The organism is Acidovorax sp. GW835-FHT14B10 (genome assembly GCF_058793725.1).
Genome location: NZ_JBXAGC010000007.1, coordinates 59,718 through 78,056, shown reverse-complemented (window position 1 = coordinate 78,056; position 18,339 = coordinate 59,718). Strand labels below are relative to the sequence as shown.

General features: G+C 65.5%; 17 protein-coding genes, 1 other RNA gene and 1 pseudogene. 8 read left to right on the top strand and 11 right to left on the bottom strand.

Annotated features, from left to right (window positions below; translation table 11 throughout):
• Window positions 1-58 precede the first annotated feature (58 nt).
• Together AC1Q5S_RS07585 and AC1Q5S_RS07580 are read left to right on the top strand one after the other, a co-directional pair.
• The gene (locus AC1Q5S_RS07585; protein ID WP_422205321.1) at window positions 59-1,744 is read left to right on the top strand and encodes an MBL fold metallo-hydrolase; all 1,686 of its coding nucleotides are present in this window, start codon (window positions 59-61) and stop codon (window positions 1,742-1,744) included.
• A 30-nt stretch (window positions 1,745-1,774) separates the two neighbouring features.
• Window positions 1,775-2,560, top strand: coding sequence for an rRNA pseudouridine synthase (locus AC1Q5S_RS07580; protein WP_303834529.1), 786 nt, complete (start codon window positions 1,775-1,777; stop codon window positions 2,558-2,560).
• Between the two features lie 93 nt (window positions 2,561-2,653).
• Here the strand turns inward: AC1Q5S_RS07580 and rnpB are convergent.
• Window positions 2,654-3,106, bottom strand: an RNA gene (rnpB, locus tag AC1Q5S_RS07575) — RNase P RNA component class A.
• A 103-nt stretch (window positions 3,107-3,209) separates the two neighbouring features.
• On the opposite strand from rnpB, the gene cysK reads away from it, so the two are divergent.
• The 3 genes and pseudogenes from cysK to AC1Q5S_RS07560 all read left to right on the top strand — a co-directional run bounded on the left by cysK (window position 3,210) and on the right by AC1Q5S_RS07560 (window position 6,254).
• Window positions 3,210-4,127 carry a cysteine synthase A gene (gene cysK / locus AC1Q5S_RS07570; RefSeq protein WP_303834531.1) on the top strand — a complete coding sequence of 306 codons (918 nt, stop codon included), beginning with the start codon at window positions 3,210-3,212 and terminating at the stop codon, window positions 4,125-4,127.
• A 155-nt stretch (window positions 4,128-4,282) separates the two neighbouring features.
• Window positions 4,283-4,450, top strand: a pseudogene (locus AC1Q5S_RS07565) (universal stress protein); the annotation flags it as partial.
• A gap of 88 nt (window positions 4,451-4,538) precedes the next feature.
• Window positions 4,539-6,254, top strand: coding sequence for an NAD(P)/FAD-dependent oxidoreductase (locus AC1Q5S_RS07560; protein WP_422205318.1), 1,716 nt, complete (start codon window positions 4,539-4,541; stop codon window positions 6,252-6,254).
• 69 nt (window positions 6,255-6,323) lie between these two features.
• On the opposite strand, the gene htpX is transcribed toward AC1Q5S_RS07560, so the two are convergent.
• The 9 genes from htpX to AC1Q5S_RS07515 all read right to left on the bottom strand — a co-directional run bounded on the left by htpX (window position 6,324) and on the right by AC1Q5S_RS07515 (window position 14,247).
• Window positions 6,324-7,205 carry a protease HtpX gene (gene htpX / locus AC1Q5S_RS07555; protein WP_303834535.1) on the bottom strand — a complete coding sequence of 294 codons (882 nt, stop codon included), beginning with the start codon at window positions 7,203-7,205 and terminating at the stop codon, window positions 6,324-6,326.
• A gap of 333 nt (window positions 7,206-7,538) precedes the next feature.
• The gene (locus AC1Q5S_RS07550) at window positions 7,539-8,279 is read right to left on the bottom strand and encodes a DUF3025 domain-containing protein (protein ID WP_422205316.1); all 741 of its coding nucleotides are present in this window, start codon (window positions 8,277-8,279) and stop codon (window positions 7,539-7,541) included.
• Window positions 8,280-8,284: 5 nt separating this feature from the next.
• Window positions 8,285-9,325 (bottom strand): dihydroorotase, encoded by a 1,041-nt coding sequence (gene pyrC, locus AC1Q5S_RS07545; protein ID WP_303834539.1) that lies wholly within the window; start codon window positions 9,323-9,325, stop codon window positions 8,285-8,287.
• A gap of 72 nt (window positions 9,326-9,397) precedes the next feature.
• Window positions 9,398-9,589, bottom strand: coding sequence for a DUF7706 family protein (locus AC1Q5S_RS07540; protein ID WP_026436664.1), 192 nt, complete (start codon window positions 9,587-9,589; stop codon window positions 9,398-9,400).
• Window positions 9,590-9,748: 159 nt separating this feature from the next.
• Complete coding sequence (locus AC1Q5S_RS07535) at window positions 9,749-10,486, bottom strand: amino acid ABC transporter ATP-binding protein (RefSeq protein WP_303834542.1); 738 nt, start codon at window positions 10,484-10,486, stop codon at window positions 9,749-9,751.
• Between the two features lie 26 nt (window positions 10,487-10,512).
• Window positions 10,513-11,178, bottom strand: a complete 666-nt coding sequence (locus AC1Q5S_RS07530) for an amino acid ABC transporter permease (RefSeq protein ID WP_303834543.1) — start codon at window positions 11,176-11,178, stop codon at window positions 10,513-10,515.
• 1 nt (window position 11,179) lies between these two features.
• Entirely contained in the window at window positions 11,180-11,935 is a 756-nt protein-coding gene (locus AC1Q5S_RS07525; RefSeq protein WP_303834545.1) for an amino acid ABC transporter permease, read from the bottom strand.
• A gap of 108 nt (window positions 11,936-12,043) precedes the next feature.
• The gene (locus tag AC1Q5S_RS07520) at window positions 12,044-12,943 is read right to left on the bottom strand and encodes a transporter substrate-binding domain-containing protein (protein WP_422205313.1); all 900 of its coding nucleotides are present in this window, start codon (window positions 12,941-12,943) and stop codon (window positions 12,044-12,046) included.
• A 368-nt stretch (window positions 12,944-13,311) separates the two neighbouring features.
• The gene (locus tag AC1Q5S_RS07515; protein ID WP_303834549.1) at window positions 13,312-14,247 is read right to left on the bottom strand and encodes a LysR family transcriptional regulator; all 936 of its coding nucleotides are present in this window, start codon (window positions 14,245-14,247) and stop codon (window positions 13,312-13,314) included.
• 183 nt (window positions 14,248-14,430) lie between these two features.
• Here AC1Q5S_RS07515 and AC1Q5S_RS07510 point away from each other — a divergent pair, with 183 nt between their 5' ends.
• From AC1Q5S_RS07510 to AC1Q5S_RS07500, 3 genes are read left to right on the top strand one after another with little or no spacing between them, the layout of a single operon-like run.
• Window positions 14,431-14,988 carry a TRAP transporter small permease gene (locus tag AC1Q5S_RS07510; protein ID WP_303834552.1) on the top strand — a complete coding sequence of 186 codons (558 nt, stop codon included), beginning with the start codon at window positions 14,431-14,433 and terminating at the stop codon, window positions 14,986-14,988.
• Entirely contained in the window at window positions 14,985-16,283 is a 1,299-nt protein-coding gene (locus AC1Q5S_RS07505) for a TRAP transporter large permease (protein ID WP_422205310.1), read from the top strand. Before AC1Q5S_RS07510 ends, AC1Q5S_RS07505 begins: the two co-directional genes overlap by 4 nt.
• A 41-nt stretch (window positions 16,284-16,324) precedes the next feature.
• Window positions 16,325-17,362, top strand: a complete 1,038-nt coding sequence (locus AC1Q5S_RS07500) for a DctP family TRAP transporter solute-binding subunit (protein ID WP_422205308.1) — start codon at window positions 16,325-16,327, stop codon at window positions 17,360-17,362.
• Window positions 17,363-17,436: 74 nt separating this feature from the next.
• Here AC1Q5S_RS07500 and AC1Q5S_RS07495 read toward each other — a convergent pair whose 3' ends face one another.
• A complete protein-coding gene (locus tag AC1Q5S_RS07495; protein ID WP_422205306.1) occupies window positions 17,437-18,330 on the bottom strand; it encodes a LysR family transcriptional regulator in 894 nt (297 codons plus the stop codon).
• Window positions 18,331-18,339 lie beyond the last annotated feature (9 nt).

The following is an 18,339-nucleotide window of genomic DNA, read 5'->3' as shown; positions in this document are numbered from 1 at the left end:
GGCGCCATCCGGATATGTACGGCCGAAAAGCAACCCGCGCCCTGCCCATAATTCAAGCATGCCCCGCACCACCCAACAACTGCACCTCCACCGCGAACCCGTTGCCACCCGCCCTGCCGCCACCGTGCTGTTGCTGCGCGATGCACCGGACAACGGCGGGTTCGAAATCCTCATGACCCGGCGCTCGGGCACGGCCAGCTTTGCGCCTGGCGCCTATGTGTTCCCCGGCGGCGGCATCGACGCGCTCGATGCCGCCCCTGCCACGCACGCCGCCGTCGACCGCCGCCCCGCGCAGAGCGACCTGCACCTCACCCAGGCCATCGCCGCCATTCGCGAGAGTTTTGAAGAGCTGGGTGTGCTGCTGGCGCGCCATGCCGACGGCCGCATGGCCGATGCACACGACATCGCCGCCATCGACCGCCACCAGCCCTTTGCCGCACAGTGCCAGGCCCGCGGCCTGCGCCTGGCGGCCAACAGCGTGTACCTGCTGGCCCACTGGACCGGTGACCGGGACCTGCCCCGGCGCTTTGACGTGCCGTTTCTCGTGGCCCGCATGCCCGAAGGCCAGGAGCCCGTGGCCGACGAGGCCGAGCAGTTCGAGCCCGTGTGGGTGCGCCCCGCCGATGCCCTGGCGCGGCACGAGGCCGGGCAGTTCTTCATGATCTTTCCCACCATCCGCACGCTGCAGCGGCTGGCAAAGTTCGCCAGCACCCAGGCGGTGCTCGACGCCGTGGCGCACGAGCAGCCGCTGTGGGTGAGCTGCCCGCGCGCCGGCATGCTTGCGGGCAAGGAAGCGCGCTACATGGAAGACGAGGCGCCGTTTGGCGAACTGGCCCTGGTCTGCCCCGACGGGCAGATCGTGCACCCGCTCGACTGGCAGGCCGAGCGCCCCGTGCCGCTGCTGCGCAACGTGATGCGCCTCACGGCCCCCAACCCCGGCGTGATGACCGGCCCCGGCACCAACAGCTACCTGGTGGGCGACCCGGCCACGGGCTTCATCGCCATCGACCCCGGCCCGGCCGATGCCGAGCACCTGGACAAGCTCTGGCGTGCCGCCGGGGGCGATATCCGCATGATCGTGTGCACCCACTCGCATGCCGACCACTCGCCCGGCGCCGCGCCGCTGCAGGCGCTGTGCGTGCAGGCGGGCCAGGCCAGGCCGCCCATTCTGGGCCTGCCATCGGCGCCCACGGCCCGCGCCGCCAGCCAGTTCACGCCCGACCGTTCGCTACAAAATAATGAGCTGCTAGCGCTTACTGGACAATCACCAGAGGGTAAAATTACCCACACCCTTCAGATCATCCACACCCCCGGCCATGCCGCCAACCACCTGTGCCTGCTGCTGCAGGAAGACGGCCTGCTGTTCAGCGGCGACCACATCCTGAACGGCAGCACCACGGTGATCGACCCACCCGACGGCAACATGGCCGACTACCTCGATTCGCTCGACCGGTTGGATGCGGCGTGCGCCGAACACGGCGTGGAATTCATCCTGCCCGCCCACGGCTACGTGCTGGGCGGTCCGATCCATGGGGCGCGCAGCGCGATTGCCCGGCTCAAGGCCCACCGCCTGGCGCGCGAGGCCAAGGTGCTGGCTGCCATGCAGGCGCTGCCCGACGGCAGCATGGAAGACTGGGTACAGCACGCCTACGACGACGTACCGCCACGGCTGTGGCCCGTGGCCCAGCGCTCGCTGCTGGCCCATGTCGAGCGCATCCGTTCGCTGCAGCCTGGCAACAACTGAACGACAAAAACACCTCACACCACCCATTCAATGACCGACAAGAACCCCGATCCCACCCACATCCGCCTGGCCAAACGCGTGGCCGATCAACTGAACTGCTCGCGCAGCACGGCCGAGCAATTCATTGAGGGCGGCTTTGTGCGCGTGGACGGCCAGGTGGTGGAAGCCCCCGGCGCCCGCGTGCGCCCCGACCAGACCGTGACCGTGGCGCCAGACGCCAGCCTGCTGGAGCTCACGCCGGTCACGCTGCTGCTGCACAAGCCGGCAGGGTTTGAAGCCGGCCTGGGCCTGCCCGCCGGGCCAGCGGCCCACGCCAGCCGCAGCCAGGGCGCGCCGCAGGCCACCACGCTGCTCAGTGCCACCTCGCACCTGGCCGAAGATGCCTCGGGCATCCGCATGCTGCAGCGCCACTTCAAGCAGCTCGAATGCTTCACGCCGCTGCCCACGGAAGCCAGCGGCTTGGTGGTCTACACGCAGGACAAGCGCATCGCGCGCAAGCTGGCCGAAGACATCGAATCGCTGGAGCAGGAGTGCATCGTCGAGGTGAAGGGCGAGATCGCCCCCAACGGCCTGCAGCGCCTGTGCCACGGCCTCACGTTCAATGGCCGCCCACTGCCACCCATCAAGGTGAGCTGGCAAAACGAGACCCGGCTGCGCTTTGCCCTGAAGGGCATCCGCCCCGGGCAGATTCCGGCCATGTGCGCGGCCGTGGGCCTGACGGTGGTCGCCCTCAAGCGCATCCGCATTGGCCGCGTTCCGCTGGCCAAGGTGCCCGAGGGGCAGTGGCGCTATCTGCAGCCGTGGGAAAAGTTCTGAGCGCAGATTGCGGCCCGGTCGGGCGCAACTGACAGCATGCAAGATAGCTGCTTGCGCTTGACTGGCGGGCGCCAGCGCCTGATTTGATCAAAAGTGTGAAGCGCACCGATAAGCCGGATTCTGTGCACCGCCGGCCCTCTTGCGAAGACCCGCAGCGTGACCGCCATTACTCTGGGCCGGGTGTCGCCACCACGGCTCGATGCTACCTACCCGCCAGCTCTGCGGAACCACATCAACGCTGGCCTACTTGGTATTGCTGCGCGTAGAGATTGCCCGTTTCACCCGAAGCGGGCGCCGCCCGCTTCGGGTGGCTATGGTGCTGGCGGCTTGCGCCTCCAGCCGTCTGGCTTGCGCCAGCCGCGCCCGCTTGTGCGGGCAACCGATAGAACACCTTCGGTGGCTTGCAACCTGCTCCGACTCGTCTCTGTTGCTCTGATCCTCACCTCACGGTGGGCAGCCGTTAGCTGCTACGCTGTCCTGTGCAGTCCGGACGTTCCTCCAGTGCCTGGTTTCCCAGATTGCACCAGCGGCGGTCTGGCGCGCTTCACGGGGGTGATTATCGCCCCGATCGGCATATCCATATGCTGCACACCCACGATGAACTGGGCCAGAATGCGTGGGCAACCCCTCTTTTCCCAGGAGACTTCCCATGAAAACCGACAACATCCTGCAAACCATTGGCAACACCCCGCATGTGCGCATCCACCGCCTGTTTGGTTCGGGTGCCAACGTGTGGATCAAGTCCGAGCGCAGCAACCCCGGCGGCTCCATCAAGGACCGGATCGCACTGGCCATGGTGGAAGACGCCGAAAAATCCGGTGCGCTGAAGCCCGGCGGCACCATCATCGAGCCCACCAGCGGCAACACCGGCGTGGGCCTGGCCATGGTGGCGGCCGTCAAGGGCTACAAGCTCATCCTGGTGATGCCCGACAGCATGAGCATCGAGCGCCGCCGCCTCATGCTGGCCTATGGCGCCAGCTTTGACCTGACGCCGCGCGAAAAGGGCATGAAGGGCTCGATCGCCCGCGCGCAGGAGCTGCAGGCCCAGACGCCCAACTCATGGATCCCGCAGCAGTTCGAGAACCCGGCCAACATCGAAGTGCATGTGCGCACCACGGCGCAGGAGATCCTGGCCGACTTCCCCGACGGGCTGGACGCGCTCATCACCGGCGTGGGCACGGGTGGCCACCTCACCGGCGTGGCGCGCGTGCTGAAAGCGAAGTTTCCCCAACTCAAGGTGTTCGCCGTGGAGCCCACGCTATCACCCGTCATCAGCGGCGGCGCACCTGCGCCCCATCCCATCCAGGGCATTGGTGCGGGCTTCATCCCCAAGAACCTGGACACCAGCGTGCTCGACGGCGTGATCCAGGTCGATGCCGAACCGGCGCGTGAATACGCGCGCCGCAGCGCCCGCGAGGAAGGCATGCTGGTGGGCATCTCCAGCGGCGCCACGCTGGCGGCCATTGCGCAAAAGCTGCCTGAGCTGCCCGCCGGCAGCCGCGTACTGGGCTTCAACTACGACACGGGCGAACGCTACCTCTCGGTGGAAGGTTTCTTGCCAACTTGAAGCAAAAGAGAACTCTAGCGCTTATGCACAAGGCGCCAGAAGCCATAAAAAAAGGAGCATATAGCTCCTTTTTTTACGCCTGCAATCGGTCCATGGGCCGCCATGGACGCGGCCACCGCGCGCGAGGCCGATGCCCAGCGCGCCAGCGCGTGGCGCGGGTGGGCAGCAAGCCGTATGAGCTCATCATCGCGGCGGCCGACGAGCACGGCTGCGACCCGATCTTCATGGCATCGCATGGGCGCTCGGGCGTCAACGCACTGCTGCTGGGCAGCGAGACACAGAAGGGGCTGGCGCATTCGAAGATGCCGGTGCGGGTGTACCGACGAGAAGGTGGGAATGAATCCGGCGTGGCCGGTAAAATCCGCCTCCCCTGCATTGCCCTTCGCCCGATAACCACGGGCCCGCAAGACCATGATCCGCCTTTCTGAAATCCGGCTGCCCTTCACGGTGGCCGAAGCCCCCGAGGCGCCCCTGCGCGCCGCCGCCGCCCGCATCCTGGGCCTGGCAGACGCCGATATCGCCCAGCTGCAGGTCTTCAAACGCAGCTTCGATGCACGCAAGGCCGATCTGCTGGCGGTGTACATCGTCGATACCACGCTGGCCGATCCCGCGCAGGAAGCCGCCCTGCTCGAACGATGCGCGGGCAACCCGCATATCCAGCCCACCCCCGACATGGCCTGGCGCCCCGTGGGCCAGGCGCCGGCCGACCTACCCGTGCGCCCCGTGGTGGTGGGCTTTGGCCCCTGCGGCATCTTTGCGGCGCTGGTGCTGGCGCAGATGGGTTTCAGGCCCATCGTGCTGGAACGCGGCAAGAACGTGCGCGAACGCACCCAGGACACCTGGGGCCTGTGGCGCAAGCGCGAGCTGAACCCCGAAAGCAATGTGCAGTTCGGCGAAGGCGGCGCGGGCACCTTCAGCGACGGCAAGCTCTACAGCCAGATCAAGGACCCGCGCCACCTGGGCCGCAAGGTGATGGCCGAATTCGTCCAGGCCGGCGCACCCGAGGAAATTCTGTACGTGGCGCACCCGCACATCGGCACCTTCAAGCTGGTGAAGGTGGTGGAGAGCCTGCGCGCGCAGATCATTGCGCTGGGCGGCGAGATTCGCTTTGAACAGCGCGTGACCGACCTGATCGTGGAAAAGGGCCCGCAAGGCCGCCATGTGCGCGGCCTGAAGGTGCTGAACCAGGCGACGGGCGCTACCACCGAGCTGCGCGCCGACCATGTGGTGATGGCGCTGGGCCACAGTTCGCGCGACACCTTTGCCATGCTGTACGAGCGTGGCGTGCAGATGGAGGCCAAGCCGTTTTCCATCGGCTTTCGCATCGAGCACCCGCAGGGCGTGATCGACCGCGCGCGCTGGGGCCGCCACGCGGGCCACCCGCTGCTGGGTGCGGCCGACTACAAGCTGGTGCACCACGCTGCCAACGGCCGCGCGGTGTACAGCTTCTGCATGTGCCCTGGCGGCACCGTGGTGGCCGCCACCAGCGAGCCGGGCCGCGTGGTCACCAACGGCATGAGCCAGTATTCGCGCAACGAGCGCAATGCCAATGCCGGCATGGTGGTGGGCATCGATCCGCGCGACTATCCACGCAACCCCGATGCCTACCCGGCCGCGCTGGGCGCGACCCACGGCGTCGAGACCCTGGCCGCCGACCGGCACCATCCGCTGGCGGGCATCGTGCTGCAGCGCCAGCTGGAATCGGCCGCCTATGTGCTGGGCGGCAGCAATTACAGCGCGCCAGGCCAGCTGGTGGGCGATTTCATCGCAGGCAGGCCCTCCAAGGACCTGGGCAGCGTGCAGCCGTCCTACCAGCCCGGCGTGGCGCTGGGCGATTTGCACGCCGCCCTGCCCGGCTACGCCATCGAAGCCATGCGCGAAGCACTACCCGCCTTCGGCCGCAAGATCAAGGGCTTTGACATGCATGACGCCGTGCTCACCGGCGTGGAAACACGCACATCCGCACCGCTGCGCATCGACCGCGGTGACCACCTGCAAAGCCCCAACACCCCCGGCCTGTACCCGGCCGGCGAAGGGGCGGGCTACGCCGGGGGCATTCTTTCGGCGGGCGTGGACGGCATCAAGGTCGGCGAGGCCGTGGCGCGCAGCCTGCTGGGGCTGGGCTGATACGCACCGCCATGAAAAAACCGCCAGGGACCTGGGCCCACTGGCGGTTCGGGAAAGAAGCGGCCGCAATCAGCTGTTGGGCTGGCTGTTCTGCAGCGCAGCGATGCGCTCTTCGATCGGTGGGTGGGTGCTGAACAACTTGCCGATGCCACCGGCAATGCCCATGGCCGCCATGCTTTTCGGCAGTTCGGCCGGGTGCATGCCGCCCAGGCGGGCCAGGGCGTTGATCATGGGCTGGCGGCGGCCCATGAGCTGTGCGGCGCCCGCGTCGGCGCGGAACTCGCGCTGGCGTGAGAACCAGGCCACGATGATGGCGGCCAGGAAACCCAGCACGATGTCGAGCACCACGGTGGTGACCATGTAGCCGATGCCGGGGCCCGCGCTGTTTTCATCGTTCTTGCGCAAGAAGCTGTCCACCGCGTAGCCGATCACGCGCGACAGGAACACCACGAAGGTGTTCATCACGCCCTGGATCAGCGTCATGGTGACCATATCCCCGTTGGCAACGTGGGCCACTTCGTGGCCGATCACGGCCTCAACTTCTTCGCGCGTCATGCCCTGCAGCAGGCCGGTGGACACCGCCACCAGCGCCGAGTTCTTGAACGCACCCGTGGCAAAGGCGTTGGGATCACCCTCGAAGATGCCGACCTCGGGCATACCGATCTGGGCCTGATCGGCGAACTTGCGCACGGTCTCGACGATCCAGCGCTCGTCGGGCGAGCCGGAGCCGTCGATCACGCGCACGCCCGAGGTCCACTTGGCCATCGGCTTGCTGATGAGCAGCGAGATGATGGCGCCACCAAAGCCCATCACCAGCGCGAAGCCGAGCAGCGCGCCCAGGTTCAGGCCGTTGGCCGTGAGGTAGCGGTTGACGCCCAGCAGGCTGGCCACCACCCCCAGCACGACAACGACGGCCAGGTTGGTCATCACAAACAAAAGGATCCGCTTCATGGAATGGTTTCTCCGTGGGGTGAACAACAACGAGTGTTTGCTGGCTCAGATGGGGGCCGGTGGCTGCGCTTCAAGCGCCTCTCCAAGGGCCTCATCGTCTCTGGCCGCGATTGCATCGCGCAATGGTAGGTGCAAACCCGCTGGCCGGCTTTATCACACAAACCTTGACGGGAATTAGGGCGACGCTGCATCAATCCCCGCGATGGCGCGCGCCCGGGTTTGGGATGGGCGGCAAGGCGCAAAGCACAGCCATGGCTGTTGCGAGCATTTGCAACACCCCCAACCGCCCAAAGCAGGGATGCGCGGCACGCGAGGGACTTGTTCGGCGTTGCCTCAGGCAACGGACGCCACCCGCAGGGGCCGGAACACCTGCGCGTCGGCATAGAAGCCTGGCACCTCGTTGGCCGGCCACCAGCCGGGCACGCCGAGCACGGGCAACGGCGCGAAGGGCTTGGTGGCCCAATGCCCGGGCTGCAGTGCCTGCGCAAGCCAGGCATCCATATCAGCTATTGAATGAATAGCCGCAGGCGCTTGATAAACGTGCGCCACCATGGGTTTTCGGGGTGAAACCAGCTTTTCGAGCAGTGCGTGGCCGAACAGCACCAGCCGGGCTTCGCGCCACAGCGGCCGCAGATCCACAAACAACACCTGCCAGTCCCGCGCCCGCAGCGCATCCCACAGCGCCTCGGGGGCCTGCAGCACCGCGCCGTTTTCATCGAACACCGTGAGCGCATCGCGCAGCGGCCCGCGTACGGCCTGTATGCCATCAGCAGCAATGGCCTGGGCCTGCAACTGGTTCAGCCGGCGCTTGGTCTGCGGAAACTGCAGCCACGCCAGGCCGTTGAAGAAGTCGTGCAGGTTGTCGCGCGTGGGCACGCGGCGGGTGTCGAAGATGAACTGTTCGTAGGCGGTGCCATCGGGCAGATCGGACTGGGGGACAAAACGCACGGCCCCCCGGCCCGCGCCCAGCACCGTCTGGAGCGCACTGTGCACGCTATCGCCCCGCACAATCTGCTGCGCCACCGGTTCTCCCGTGGCCCGCCAGGGTGCAAGCCAGGCGGCGCCCCAATCCATGGCGGCTACACCAGCCGCCACGGCAGCGCGTCACCCGCGCGCAAAGGCTTGAGCTCGGCCTCGCCAAACGCAAAGCTGTCAGGCGGGGTCCACGACTCGCGGCGCAGGGTGATGGTGCCGGTGTTGCGCGGCAGGCTGTAAAAATCCGGGCCGTGGAAGCTGGCAAAGCCTTCGAGCTTGTCGAGCGCGCCCGCGTTGTCAAACGCCTCGGCATACATCTCGATGGCGGCGTGCGCGGTGTAGCAGCCCGCGCAGCCGGTGGCGTGCTCCTTGAGGTGCGCGGGGTGCGGTGCGCTGTCGGTGCCCAGGAAGAACTTGGCGCTGCCGCTGGTGGCGGCCTGCACCAGGGCCACGCGGTGGGTTTCGCGCTTGAGCACGGGCAGGCAGTAGTAGTGCGGGCGGATGCCGCCCGTGAAGATGGCGTTGCGGTTGTAGAGCAGGTGGTGCGCCGTGATGGTGGCGGCGGTGAAGCGGTCGGCGCCTGCCACGTAGTCGGCGGCGTCCTGGGTGGTGATGTGCTCGAAGACGATTTTCAGCTCGGGGAAATCGCGGCGCAGCGGGATGAGCTGCTGCTCGATGAACGCGGCCTCGCGGTCGAACAGGTCGATGTCGCTGCTGGTGACTTCGCCATGCACCAGAAGCAGCATGCCGGCCTTTTGCATGGCTTCGAGCGTGGGGTAGGTCTTGCGCAGGTCGGTCACGCCCGCGTCGCTGTTGGTGGTGGCGCCCGCGGGGTAGAGCTTGCAGGCCACCACGCCCGCCGCCTTGGCACGCACGATTTCTTCGGGTGGCAGGTTGTCGGTGAGGTACAGCGTCATCAGCGGCTCGAACTGCATACCGGCGGGCACGGCCGCCAGGATGCGCTGCTGGTAATCGAGCGCCTGCGCGGCCGTGGTCACGGGCGGGCGCAGGTTGGGCATGATGATCGCGCGGCCGAACTGGGCGGCGGTGTGCGGCACCACGGTGCGCAGGGGCTCGCCGTCGCGCACATGCAGGTGCCAGTCGTCGGGGCGGGTGAGGGTGAGGGTGTCAGTGGCGGCAGTCATGGCCGCCATTGTCCCATTCCTGCCCGCTATCGGGAATTGGCCATCGCGTCCCGGATGGCGGCAGCCATGGGTTTATTCCGGGTCGTAACCGGCCAGATCCAGCGCCTCACGCAGCGAATCGAGCGCATCGCGCACGAGGAAGGTTTCCGCATCGTCCCGGGAACACGCCCGGATGCCCTCATGGCCGATGTTCTTGACGAAGCGCGCCAGTGCCTGGGCGTTTTCGGGTGTCAGCTCAGCGGTGATGACCACGGGTTGTTTCATTGTCAGTATCTCGCTCAGGCCATGGCGGCCACATGCCGGGGGATTCCGGCCCAGGGCATCTTACCGGCGAAAGGGACACGCATGGCACAGCCCGCCCCCCGGCCTGAAAATGCCAACGGCACCCGAAGGTGCCGCTGGGCGGTGGGACGTGCAGTGCCCTCAGTGCTGCAGGATCTTGTTGAGGAAATCCTTGGTGCGTGGCTGGCGGTTCTCGGGGTGGCCGAAGAACTCGTCCCTGGAGCAGTCCTCCAGGATCTTGCCGCCCACGTCCATGAAGATCACGCGGCTGGCGACCTTGCGCGCGAAGCCCATTTCGTGGGTCACGCACATCATGGTCATGCCTTCGTGGGCCAGGCCCACCATCACATCCAGCACCTCACCGACCATTTCGGGATCGAGGGCCGAGGTGGGCTCGTCGAACAGCATCACGATGGGGTCCATGCTCAGCGCCCGCGCAATGGCCACGCGCTGCTGCTGGCCACCCGAGAGCTGGCCCGGGAACTTGTCCTTGTGCGCCATCAGGCCCACGCGCTCGAGCATCCTGAGGCCGCGCTTCCTGGCTTCGTCGGCGCTGCGGCCCAGCACCTTGACCTGGGCGATGGTCAGGTTGTCCGTCACCGACAGGTGCGGAAACAGCTCGAAGTGCTGGAACACCATGCCCACGCGGCTGCGCAGCTTGGGCAGGTCGGTCTTGGGGTCGTGCACGGCCACGCCATCCACGTAGATCTCGCCCTTCTGGAAGGGCTCCAGTGCATTGATGGTCTTGATCAGCGTGGACTTGCCGGAACCCGAAGGACCGCACACCACCACCACCTCGCCTTTCTGGATGGTGGTGGAGCAATCGGTCAGCACCTGCACGGGGCCATACCACTTGGATACGTTTTTGAGTTCGATCATTTACTTGTTCCTCAATCTCTTGCGCCTCAACGAATGATGGCGATCTTCTGGTGCAGGCGCTTGACCATCCAGGACAAGGCATAGCACATCACAAAGTACAGCACCGCCGCAGCCAGGTAGGCCTCGATGGGGCGGCCAAAGTTCTTGCCGGCCACTTCAAAGCCCTTGAGCATGTCGTAGGCGCCAATGGCATAGACCAGCGAGGTGTCCTGGAACAGGATGATGGTCTGCGTCAGCAGCACCGGCAGCATGTTGCGAAACGCCTGCGGCAGGATCACCAGCTTCATGTTCTGGCTGTAGGTCATGCCCATCGCCTGGCCCGCATACACCTGCCCCCGCGGCACCGACTGGATGCCCGCGCGCATGATTTCGCTGAAATACGCGGCTTCAAAGGCGATGAAGGTCACCACCGCCGACACCTCGGCGCCGATGGGGCGGCCAATGATGGCGGGCACCAGCAGGAAGAACCACAGGATCACCATCACCAGCGGAATGCTGCGCATGCCGTTGACATAGATGGTGGCGGGAATATCGAGCCACTTCTTGCCCGACAGGCGCATCAGCGCCAGCATGGTGCCGAACAGCACGCCGCCAACCGTGGCCACCAGCGTGAGCATGAGACTGAAATACAGCCCCTTGAGCACGAAGTTGGAGATCAGGTCCCAGTTGTAGAAGGAGAAGTCAAGATTCATGTCAGTGCCCTCCCGATCCGCCGGCCACGACCATGCCCGGCACGCGCGCGCGTTTTTCGATGAAAGCCATGATGCGGTTGATGGCAAATGCCGAGACGATGTAGCAGGCCGTGACGGCCAGGTAGACCTCGATGCCGCGCGAGGTTTCTTCCTGCGCCTGCATGGCGAACATCGTGAGTTCGGCCACCGACACGGCAAACGCCACCGACGAGTTCTTGAAGATGTTCATCGTCTCGCTGGTCAGCGGCGGAATGATGATGCGAAACGCCATGGGCAACAGCACGTAGCGGTAGGTCTGGAAGGTCGTGAAGCCCATGGCCAGACCCGCATAGCGCTGGCCGCGCGGCAGGGCCTGAATGCCCGAGCGCACCTGCTCGGCAATGCGCGCCGACGTGAAAAAACCCAGCGCCAGCACCACCAGCACGAAGCCGGGCACGCCCTGCATCACAGGAAACAGCGTCGGCACCACGTGGTACCACAGGAAAATCTGTACCAGCAACGGGATGTTGCGGAACAGTTCCACCCAGGCGTTGCCCAGACGCACGACCACCGGCCGCCCCTGCAAGGTGCGCAGCGTGCCGATGCACGACCCCAGCACCAGCGCCAGCAACAGTGCCAACAGCGAAACCGACACGGTCCAGCCCCAGGCCGACAGCATCCAGTCCAGATAAGTGATGTCACCGCCCTTGCCGAAGCAGCCTTGCACCGCCACTTTATCCAAGGTGTCCTGGCAGAACACCTGCCAATCCCAACTCATAGGAGTACCCCCCAATTTCTGCATGAAGCCGGACAGCGCATGGCGCGCGCCCAACAAAAAAAGCCCCCCCGAACACGCATGGCTCGAAGGGGCGTTGCCGAGCGCCGATTACTTCTTGGCGTAGTCTTCCATGGGTTTGTCGTTGGGGTTGGCCCAAGCCGCCTTGGTGGCGTCAGACAGGGGCAGGCCGATCTTGGTGTTGGTGGGTGGCACGGGTTGCAGGAACCACTTGTCGTACAGCTTGGCCAGCGAACCGTCGGCGATCTGGCGTTTGATGCTGTCGTCCACGGCCTTCTTGAAGGCCGGGTCGTTCTTGCGCAACATGCAGGCAATCGGCTCGACCGACAGCACTTCCCCGACGATCTTGAAATCGGCCGGGTTCTTGGACTTGGAGATGTTGGCGGCCAGGATGGAGCCGTCCATCACGAACGCATCGGCACGGCCGGTTTCCAGCAGCAGGAAGCTGTCGGCATGGTCCTTGCCATAGACTTCCTTGAAGTCGATGCCGCCGGCGCGCTCGTTCTTGCGCAGGGTCTGCACCGAGGTGGTGCCGGTGGTGGTGGCCACGCTCTTGCCGTTCAGGTCCTTGATCGACGTGATGCCCGAATTGGCCTTGACGACCATGCGCACCTCTTCCACATAGGTGGTCACGGCAAAGGCCACGTCCTTCTGGCGGGCCGCATTGTTGGTGGTGGAACCGCACTCCAGATCCACCGTGCCATTGGTCACCAGCGGGATACGGTTTTGCGAGGTGACAGGCTGGTACTTGGTTTCCAGCGCGGACAGACCCAGCTTCTTGCGGATGTCGGAGATGATGACTTCGGCCATCTCGGTATGGAAGCCCACGTACTTGCCGTTGCCCAGCGTGTAGGACAGACCCGAGGACTCACGCACGCCCAGCGTCACGCTGCCCGAAGACTTGATCTTGGCCAGCGTATCACCAGCCTGCGCAAAGGCGCTACCGGCCGCGAGTGTGACCACGGCCATCGCGAAAATGTGCTTCTTCATTTCAATCTCCTAGTGTCATGTAAAAAAGGAATTCTAGAGACTTGCGTCCACCCGCATTGTGTGCGGGCGGCACAGTCCAGAACAGGGGGTTTACCTGCCGTGCCGTTCAGAACGGCACCGGGTCGGCAGGGTATTTTCAGAAATCGCGCGAAAGGCCGGGCCCTCGGCGGCCAAGCACCATGCCCCCACCCATTGCCCAGCCTTCATGCCGTGATGCCCTTGTGAATACTTGCCATGCGAACCAGCAATCTTTGTGCCACAGCGATGTGTTGCTGCAAGCTCTGCGGTCTGTTCCGACCCGCCCTGGACTGTTGGTGACAGTCGTGTGAATTTCCACGGCCGAAAGCCCGGAAAACCAGCCGAGCAGTCTATATCCGCATGGAACCTTGCGCCTGCAAATACGCCCACAAGGCCTGGGCTGTGCCTTTCGGAGCTTCCTTTGCGCCAGGTTTCTCGCGGTAGGCGCGCACGTCCATCACGATCTGCAAGCCCGCCTGGCCTTCAGGTACCGCGCTCACCAGTTTGCGCCCACGCACATCCTTCCTGACGGCACTGTGCGGCAGAAACGCCACGCCATGCCCCTCCAGCGCCATGGCCTTGAGGCCTTCGGCCATGTCGGTTTCATAGACCCGCTCCAGATGAATGGCGGTGCCCGACTCCTTGAGGATGAGCTCGGTCATGCGCCCCAGGTAGGCGCCAGGCGCGTAACCCAGGTAGGGCAGCGGCTGGCCGGCGCGGCCAGGCAGGCGAAACAGCGGCTGCCCATCGGCGTCGGCCTTGCTGTAGGGCGACAGCACCTCTTGCCCCAGGTTGACCATCTCGTAGCGGTCGGTGTCCAGCTGGAAAGGTTGCGAAGCGTGGTGGTAGGCGATCATCAGATCGCAGCCCCCTTCCACCAGGCGCATCACCGCATCGTGCACATTGAGCGCAATCAGGCGGCTCTTGAAGGGGCCGAATTTCCCGTGCAGGCTTGACACCCACGCCGGGAAAAAAGTGAAGGCCAGCGTGTGCGGCACCGCAAACTCGATCATGTCGCGGCTGGCGCTGGTGTGCGCGCGCAGCATGGCACGCGTGTTCTGCATGGCCTGCAGCATCTCCAGCGCCTGGTCGTACAGCGTCTTGCCCGCCGATGTCAGTCGGGTGGGATAGGAACTGCGATCGACCAGATCGGTTCCGGCCCACGCTTCCAGCGCCTGGATACGGCGCGAAAAGGCCGGTTGCGTCACATGCCTCAGCTGGGCAGACCGGCTGAAGCTGCGCGTCTCGGCCAGGCTGACAAAATCCTCAAGCCACTTGGTTTCCATCGCCGCATTATCCGCGCGCACGGGCGCTGCCGCCGGCCTGCCCGAAGGCGAGTGGCCCCCACAACACGCCCCATAATATGCGGCGGCGCACACAGCGCCCGCCCCGTCCAAGGCCCCAGGTGCACAACACTGCCGGGCAGAGCGACAGCATTCGCCCTGTTTGTTTCCCCGAGACTCTGCCCCATGCCACCCTCCTCCCCCCACGGACCGACGGCTTTCGCCTCGGCTCCCCCGGCACCTGAAGACAACGCCCCCCGCTCGCTGCGCATCGAAGACTGGCTCACGGTGATCGTGATGGCCACCCTGGCCCTCATCACCTTCGCCAACGTGCTGGTGCGCTACTTCACCAATTCCTCGTTTGCCTGGACCGAGGAGATTTCCGTCTTCCTGATGATCGTGCTGGCGCTGGTGGCCGGCTCGGCTGCGGTGGCACGCGACCAGCACATCCGCATCGAATACTTTGCCGAAGGCGGCTCCGTTGCCCGCCGCCAGCTGCTGGCACGGTTTGGCGCGCTCATGGTGGCACTGCTGTTTGGCCTGATTGCCGTGCTGAGCGTGCGCGTGGTGTGGGACGACTACCGCTTTGGCGAAACCTCGCCGGGCATCGGCGTGCCCCAGTGGTGGTATTCGATCTGGCTGCCCCTGATCTCGGCGCTGATTGCCGCGCGCGCCATCGGCCTGTTCATCCGGCGCGGCCGCCAGGCGCCGCCCGCAGACCACCACGGAGACTTCCAGGCATGATCGCTACGCTCTTGTTCGTGGCCTTCCTGGCCATGATGTTCGTGGGCGTGCCGATTGGTGCCGCCCTGGGCCTGGCCGGTGCCGCCGCCATTGCGCTGGCCAATGCCGACAGCCAGTGGTTCGGCCTGCTGGCCGTGCCGCAGAACTTCTACGCCGGCCTGGGCAAATACCCGCTGCTGGCCATTCCGATGTTCGTGCTGGTGGGCTCGATCTTCGACCGCTCGGGCGTGGCGCTGCGCCTGGTGAATTTTGCCGTGGCCATCGTCGGGCGCGGCCCCGGCATGCTGCCGCTGGTGGCCATTGCCGTGGCCATGTTCCTGGGCGGCATCTCGGGCTCGGGCCCGGCCAACGCCGCCGCCGTGGGCGGCGTGATGATTGCCGCCATGTCGCGCGCGGGCTACCCGCCCTCGTTCTCGGCCAGTGTCGTGGGCGCTGCGGCCGCCACCGACATCCTGATCCCGCCCTCGGTGGCTTTCATCATCTACTCGGTGCTGGTGCCCGGCGCCTCGGTGCCGGCGCTGTTTGCGGCCGGCATGGTGCCGGGCGTGCTGGCCGGCATTGCGCTGATCGTTCCGGCCGTGTGGATGGCGCGCCAACACAAGATGGGCGCGCTCGAAGCCACCCTGCCCCGCCCACCCTTCTGGAAGAGCCTGCGCGAAGCCCTGTGGGGCCTGGCCGCGCCGGTGCTCATCCTGGGCGGCATGCGCGCGGGCTGGTTCACCCCCACCGAGGCCGCCGTGGTGGCGGTGTTCTACGGCCTGTTCGTGGGCATGGTGATCCACCGCACCATCACAGTGCGTGACCTGTTCCCCATCCTGCGCGAATCGGGCGAGCTGTCGGCCGTGATCCTCATCGTGGTGTCGCTGGCGGGCATCTTTGCCTTCTCGCTGTCCACGCTGGGCGTGATCGACCCGGTGGCCAATGCCATCGTGCACTCGGGCCTGGGCGAATACGGCGTGCTGGCGCTGCTGATCGTGCTGCTGATCACCGTGGGCATGTTCCTCGACGGCATCTCGATCTTTTTGATCTTCGTGCCGCTCTTGCTGCCCATCATGAACCACTACCACTGGGACCCGGTATGGTTCGGCGTGATCCTGACCCTCAAGGTGGCCCTGGGCCAGTTCACCCCGCCCCTGGCCGTCAACCTGATGGTGTCGTGCCGCATCGCCGGCGTGCGCATGGAGTCCACCGTGCGCTGGGTCGGCTGGATGCTGTTCGCCATGTTCCTCGTCATGGTGCTGGTGATTGCCTTTCCGCCACTGGCGCTGTGGCTGCCCGCCCGCCTGGGCTACTGATTTCGCTGTGCAACCTTGTCCAAACTGAAGGAGACTGAAAAATGAAACTGCGTACGTTCCTCACCTCGGCCGTGGCCGCTGCGGCCACCCTGGCATTCACCGCCCCTGCCGCCATCGCGCAAACCGCCTACAAAAGCGAATACCGCATGTCGCTGGTGCTGGGCACGGCCTTCCCCTGGGGCAAGGGCGGCGAGCTGTGGGCCAACAAGGTGCGCGAGCGCACCAACGGCCGCATCAACATCAAGCTCTACCCCGGCGTCTCGCTGATCCAGGGCGACCAGACGCGTGAATTCAGCGCACTGCGCCAGGGCGTGATCGACATGGCCGTGGGCTCGACCATCAACTGGTCGCCCCAGGTCAAGCAGCTCAACCTGTTCTCGCTGCCCTTTTTGATGCCCGACTACGCCGCCGCCGACGCGCTCACGCAGGGTGAAGTGGGCAAGAGCCTGTTCCAGACGCTGGAAAAAGCCGGCGTGGTGCCGCTGGCCTGGGGCGAGAACGGCTACCGCGAAATCTCCAACTCCAAGAAGGCCATCAAGTCGCCCGAAGACCTCAAGGGCATGAAGATCCGCGTGGTGGGCTCGCCCCTGTTCCTGGACACCTTCACCGCCCTGGGCGCCAACCCCACGCAGATGAGCTGGGCCGACGCCCAGCCGGCCATGGCCAGCAGCGCAGTGGACGGGCAGGAAAACCCCCTGTCGGTCTACATGGCCGCCAAGCTGTACACCGTGGCGCAAAAGCACCTGACGCTGTGGGGCTACATGAATGATCCGCTCATCTTCGTGGTGAACAAGGACATCTGGAACAGCTGGACGCCGGCCGACCGCGAGATCGTCAAACAGGCCGCCATCGACGCGGGCAAAGAGCAGATCGCCATTGCGCGCAAGGGCGTGATCGAGGCCGACAAGCCGCTGCTGAAAGAGATCGCCAGCCATGGCGTCACCGTGACGCAGCTCACCCCCGCCGAGCGTGAAGCCTTCGTGAAGGCCACGCGCCCCGTGGTCGAGAAGTGGAAGGGCCAGATCGGTGCCGACCTGGTGGCCGCTGCCGAGAAAACCATCGCCGCGCGCAAGAAGTAAGCCCCAATTTGCGCCTAAAAATATAGCTTCTACCGCTGCATTGAAAGGGGTATTGGCTGTATTTTCTTAAAATTTCAATGGATGAATTCCGCCTGCACGGTCTCGGCCAGGAACTGGACAAAGGCTTTGACCTGCGGCGGTGAATGGATGCCTGGCAGGGTCATGGCGTACAAGGTGCTGCCAGGCGTGGGCTCGACCTGGTAGTCGGCCAACACCTGGGCCAAACCGCCCTGGGGCAGGCCGCGAGACGCGACATAGACGGGCAGCAGGCACACGCCCAGCCCATCGCGGGCCATCTGCCCCAGCAGGGCGTAATCGGGGCAGGCGACGCGCGAGCGCAGCACCACGCGGTGCAGGGCGGCCTCCTTGCGCAACTGCAGTTCCATGCGGGTGCGCATGCCCAGCCATGCATGGTGCGCAAGGTCCTCGGGAAACTGCGGGGTGCCATGCTCGGCCAGGTAGTCCGGGCTGGCACAAAAAATCCAGTGCGTCTGCCCCAAGACCCTGGCCACCTGGTGTGGCGATGGCTCGTTGGTGAAACGGATCGCCACATCGATCCGCTCATCGATCAAATCCACCGCGCCCGACTTCAAGGTGATCTGCAGGGACACCGCAGGGTAACGGCGACAGAACGCCTCGAACACAGACACCAGGTACAGCCGGCCAATTGCCGGCGGGCAACTGACATGCAGGGGCCCTCGCACTCCATCGCCATGCGACAGCAGAAGGTTCTTGGCCTGCTCGATTTCGCTGCGCACCGCCAGGCATTGCTCGTAGAACGCGGCGCCCAGATCGGTCAGCACCATTTTTCGGGTGGTGCGGCGCATCAACTGCACGCCAGCGGTGTGTTCCAGCTCCTTGATACGGCGGCTGACGTTGGAGCGGTCCATGCCCAGACGCCGGGCCGCCATCGCAAAACTGCCGGCCTCCACCACTTCCGCAAAAAACAAATACGGCGACTGATCCACCGGCCCCTC

What these genes read in the sequence shown, in the direction of transcription:
- AC1Q5S_RS07530 (WP_303834543.1), bottom strand. Translation starts at nt 11,178, where the DNA reads ATGAATCTTGACTTCTCCTTCTACAACTGGGACCTGATCTCCAACTTC.
- AC1Q5S_RS07505 (WP_422205310.1), top strand. Translation starts at nt 14,985, where the DNA reads ATGATCGCTACGCTCTTGTTCGTGGCCTTCCTGGCCATGATGTTCGTG.
- AC1Q5S_RS07510 (WP_303834552.1), top strand. Translation starts at nt 14,431, where the DNA reads ATGCCACCCTCCTCCCCCCACGGACCGACGGCTTTCGCCTCGGCTCCC.
- AC1Q5S_RS07540 (WP_026436664.1), bottom strand. Translation starts at nt 9,589, where the DNA reads ATGAAACAACCCGTGGTCATCACCGCTGAGCTGACACCCGAAAACGCC.
- pyrC (WP_303834539.1), bottom strand. Translation starts at nt 9,325, where the DNA reads ATGACTGCCGCCACTGACACCCTCACCCTCACCCGCCCCGACGACTGG.
- AC1Q5S_RS07585 (WP_422205321.1), top strand. Translation starts at nt 59, where the DNA reads ATGCCCCGCACCACCCAACAACTGCACCTCCACCGCGAACCCGTTGCC.
- AC1Q5S_RS07525 (WP_303834545.1), bottom strand. Translation starts at nt 11,935, where the DNA reads ATGAGTTGGGATTGGCAGGTGTTCTGCCAGGACACCTTGGATAAAGTG.
- cysK (WP_303834531.1), top strand. Translation starts at nt 3,210, where the DNA reads ATGAAAACCGACAACATCCTGCAAACCATTGGCAACACCCCGCATGTG.
- AC1Q5S_RS07520 (WP_422205313.1), bottom strand. Translation starts at nt 12,943, where the DNA reads ATGAAGAAGCACATTTTCGCGATGGCCGTGGTCACACTCGCGGCCGGT.
- AC1Q5S_RS07560 (WP_422205318.1), top strand. Translation starts at nt 4,539, where the DNA reads ATGATCCGCCTTTCTGAAATCCGGCTGCCCTTCACGGTGGCCGAAGCC.
- AC1Q5S_RS07580 (WP_303834529.1), top strand. Translation starts at nt 1,775, where the DNA reads ATGACCGACAAGAACCCCGATCCCACCCACATCCGCCTGGCCAAACGC.
- AC1Q5S_RS07550 (WP_422205316.1), bottom strand. Translation starts at nt 8,279, where the DNA reads ATGGATTGGGGCGCCGCCTGGCTTGCACCCTGGCGGGCCACGGGAGAA.
- htpX (WP_303834535.1), bottom strand. Translation starts at nt 7,205, where the DNA reads ATGAAGCGGATCCTTTTGTTTGTGATGACCAACCTGGCCGTCGTTGTC.
- AC1Q5S_RS07535 (WP_303834542.1), bottom strand. Translation starts at nt 10,486, where the DNA reads ATGATCGAACTCAAAAACGTATCCAAGTGGTATGGCCCCGTGCAGGTG.
- AC1Q5S_RS07515 (WP_303834549.1), bottom strand. Translation starts at nt 14,247, where the DNA reads ATGGAAACCAAGTGGCTTGAGGATTTTGTCAGCCTGGCCGAGACGCGC.
- AC1Q5S_RS07500 (WP_422205308.1), top strand. Translation starts at nt 16,325, where the DNA reads ATGAAACTGCGTACGTTCCTCACCTCGGCCGTGGCCGCTGCGGCCACC.